The organism is Pedococcus sp. NPDC057267, assembly GCF_042668795.1.
Lineage (GTDB): Bacteria > Actinomycetota > Actinomycetes > Actinomycetales > Dermatophilaceae > Pedococcus.
In genome coordinates this window covers 1-3,276 of sequence record NZ_JBHUYG010000172.1, presented here as the reverse complement: position 1 = coordinate 3,276, position 3,276 = coordinate 1, and the positions used below count along the sequence as shown (strand labels likewise).

The 3,276-nt window shown below is 74.4% G+C and carries 3 protein-coding genes; 2 read left to right on the top strand and 1 reads right to left on the bottom strand.

Going from position 1 to position 3,276, the window contains the following annotated elements:
• Positions 1 to 72: 72 nt before the first annotated feature.
• Positions 73 to 1,365, bottom strand: coding sequence for a lactate 2-monooxygenase (locus ACFUC1_RS20400; RefSeq protein ID WP_379123105.1), 1,293 nt, complete (start codon positions 1,363 to 1,365; stop codon positions 73 to 75).
• Between the two features lie 113 nt (positions 1,366 to 1,478).
• Between ACFUC1_RS20400 and ACFUC1_RS20395 the strand changes: the two genes are divergently transcribed.
• Together ACFUC1_RS20395 and ACFUC1_RS20390 are read left to right on the top strand one after the other, a co-directional pair.
• Positions 1,479 to 2,552, top strand: a complete 1,074-nt coding sequence (locus tag ACFUC1_RS20395; protein ID WP_379123103.1) for a YihY/virulence factor BrkB family protein — start codon at positions 1,479 to 1,481, stop codon at positions 2,550 to 2,552.
• Positions 2,553 to 2,663: 111 nt separating this feature from the next.
• Complete coding sequence (locus ACFUC1_RS20390; protein WP_379123100.1) at positions 2,664 to 3,233, top strand: hypothetical protein; 570 nt, start codon at positions 2,664 to 2,666, stop codon at positions 3,231 to 3,233.
• Positions 3,234 to 3,276: the final 43 nt, after the last annotated feature.

Sequence of the window (3,276 nt, the reverse complement as noted above, 5' to 3'; positions counted from 1 at the left end):
GCTTCGGCTGCGGGGCCCCTTTGCGTGTGCCGGTATGCCGTCGGGCCGGCCGGGGACGACCGGTGGCGGCTGTCAGGGTGCCGCGACCAGGAGGTCGGGGGTGAGGTCGCGCACCGACCCCACGCCGCTCAGCCCGAGGGTGAGGTCGAGCTCGGCGACGACGTTGGCCACGACGTCGCGCACCCCGTCGGCCCCCGCCAGCGCCAGCCCGTACACGTACGAGCGTCCGAGCAGCACCGCTGTCGCGCCGAGCGCCATCGCCTTGACCACGTCCGACCCGGAGCGGACCCCGCTGTCGAGCAGGACCGGCAGCTCCGGCCCCACTGCCTGCCGGACCGCCGGCAGGGCGTCCAGGGACGCGACCGCACCGTCGACCTGGCGCCCGCCGTGGTTGCTGACCACGATGCCGTCCATGCCTGCCTCGACGGCCCGTCGCGCGTCGTCGGGGTGCAGCACGCCCTTGACCAGAACCGGCAGCGAGGTGCGCTGCTTGACCGTGGCCAGCGTCTCCCAGGTCAGGCCGGGGTTGGAGTAGATGTCGAGGAAGGTCTCGACGGCCGCTCGGGGCTCGGGGGAGCGCAGGTTCGCCCGGGTGCCCCCGGGGTGCTCGCGGCTGATCGACAGCAGCGACCGCAGGGCGCCGACGGTCACCTGCACGTCGGCCTTGCCGCCTCGGGCCGCCGCGGCCGCGACCCGCTCACCGACGATCTCCCGGAACCGCGGGTCGGACGTGTACTGCGCGATCCCGATGCCCTGGCTGAAGGGCAGGCTGCCGAGGTTGAGGTCCTGAGGCCGCCAGCCGAGCATCGTCGTGTCGAGGGTGACCACGACGGCCTCGGCTCCACTGGCCTCCGCCCGGCGCAGCAGGCTGTCGACGAGGGGCTCGTCGGTCGACCAGTACAGCTGGAACCAGCGCGGGGAGCCGCCCATCACCGCCGCGACGTCCTCCATGGGCGAGCACCCCTGGTTGGACAGCACGTACGGGACGCCGGCCGCCGCGGCGCCACGGCCGATGTGCAGGTCGCTGTCGCGGTGGGCCAGCGCGGCGGCACCGATGGGGGCGAGGAGCAGCGGAGTGGGCAGCGTGCGCCCGAACAGGTCGACGGACAGGTCCCGGACCACGTGGCCCGCGCCCATGCGGGGCAGGATCCGCCACCGGTCGAAGGCCTCACGGTTGGCACGCATCGTGGCGCCCTCGCCGGCCCCGCCGGCGACGTACGCCCAGGCCCGAGGCGACATCTGCGCGCGGGCCCGGGACTCGAGCTCGGCGAAGTCGGTGGGGACGGCGGGTCGGTGGCCCAGGACGCCGGCGCGGTAGACGAGCGACTGGCGGGCGCGGCCCGGTCCCTCAGGGGGCGAGGTCATGGAGCCGATTCTGTCCTGCGCAGGGCTGTCATGAGCCGCTTCCGGCCGGGTTTGGCGCGAGCGGTAGCGGGCAGGACGTGGGGGAGACCACGACAGCACGGGACAGGAGCACGATGGCCGACGAGGGCAGCAGCGCGCGGCGGGGTGCCACGGCGCCACCGGAGGAGGCCGAGGAGAAGGTCGACTCGCCCCCACAGCTGGACAAGCCGGCCTGGACCTACACGGCGAAGAAGGCCTGGGCCGAGTTCGGGCGTGACCAGTGCACCGACCTCGCGGCGGCCCTGACGTACTACGCGGTGCTCGCCGTCTTCCCCGGCCTGTTGGCCCTCGTCTCCCTGCTCGGTGTCTTCGGGCAGGGGAGGTCGACCACCTCCACGATGCTCGACATGCTCCGCCAGCTCGGCGCGGGCGGTGCAGCCGACCAGCTGCGCGGACCCATCGACCAGATGACCTCGTCCCACGCGGCGGGCCTGGGCCTGGTGGTCGGCGTCCTCGGCGCGCTGTGGTCGGCGTCGGGCTACGTCGGCGCGTTCGGCCGGGCGATGAACAGGGTCTACCAGATCGACGAGGGGCGCCCGTTCTGGAAGCTGCGCCCGGTGCAGCTGCTCGTCACCCTGGTCGGCGTCGTGCTGGTCGCGCTCGTGCTGGTCGGGCTGGTCGTGACCGGCCCGGTGGCCCGCACCGTCGGCGACACCATCGGCCTCGGCGGCCCGGCGGTCACCGTCTGGAACATCGCCAAGTGGCCGGTCATGCTCGTCGTCGTCGTCCTGCTGGTGGCCCTGCTGTACCACGCCACTCCGAACGTCCGGCAGCCCCGGTTCCGCTGGATCAGCGTCGGGGCGACGATCGCCATCGTGGTGTGGGTGGTGGCGTCGGCGCTGTTCGGCTTCTACGTCGCCAACTTCGGGCACTACGACAAGACGTACGGCTCGCTCGCCGGCGTCATCGTCTTCCTCCTGTGGATCTGGCTCACCAACCTCGCGCTGCTCTTCGGCGCCGAGGTCGACTCCGAGCTCGAGCGTGCCCGCCAGCTGCAGTCCGGCATCGTCGCCGAGGAGACCCTGCAGCTCCCGCCCCGGGACACCCGCGTCTCCAGGAAGAAGGAGGAGAAGCTGGCGGCCCAGGTCGCCGAGGGCCGCGAGCTCCGGCGGCGCTCGTCGGCCGCGCAGGAGGGCGGCGGCGGGTGACAGGTTCCTGACAGGCCGGGCACGGCTGGGGGCAAGCCCCGGCCGCCAGCATCGTGGCAGGTGCCCCGCACGGTTGCGCGGCACCGTGCAGAACCACGAGAGGAAGTCCGCATGACCCCCGTCAGCAGGTCAGTCAAGGTCGCCGCGGTCGGCGCCGTCGCCGCCGTCGCCGCAGGGATCGGGGCGAGCCAGGCGTTCGCCAGCTCCACGCCCACCCCCACCAGCACGACGACCACCGCGCCCGCCGCACCCCGCCCGGACGGCGACGGGGACGGCCACGGCCCGGGTGGCCACCGCGGCGGTCCAGGCATGGGCATGGACACGGCCGCCCTCGCCAAGGCCCTCGGTGTGAGCGAGTCGAAGCTGTCCGCCGCGCTGCAGTCGGCGCGGGAGGCGACGAGGCCGTCCACGCGGCCGGCGCCGGGCACGCGGCCCTCCGAGGCGGACCGGGCGGCCCGCGAGAAGGCGATGGCGGCTGCCCTGGCCAAGGCGCTGGGCGTGAGCGAGGCCAAGGTGCAGGCCGCGCTGGACTCGGTGCGCTCCCAGCGGGAGGCCGAGCACCGGTCGGAGCTCGTCACGCGGCTGGACGCTGCGGTCAAGGCCGGGACGCTGAGCGCCGCCGACAAGGCGTCGGTCCTCAAGGCCTTCGACGCGGGCGTGCTGGGCGGCCCGCGCCCCTGACGCTCGACGGCGCCGGGCCGCCGGCACGACGCCCCGCGCCGAG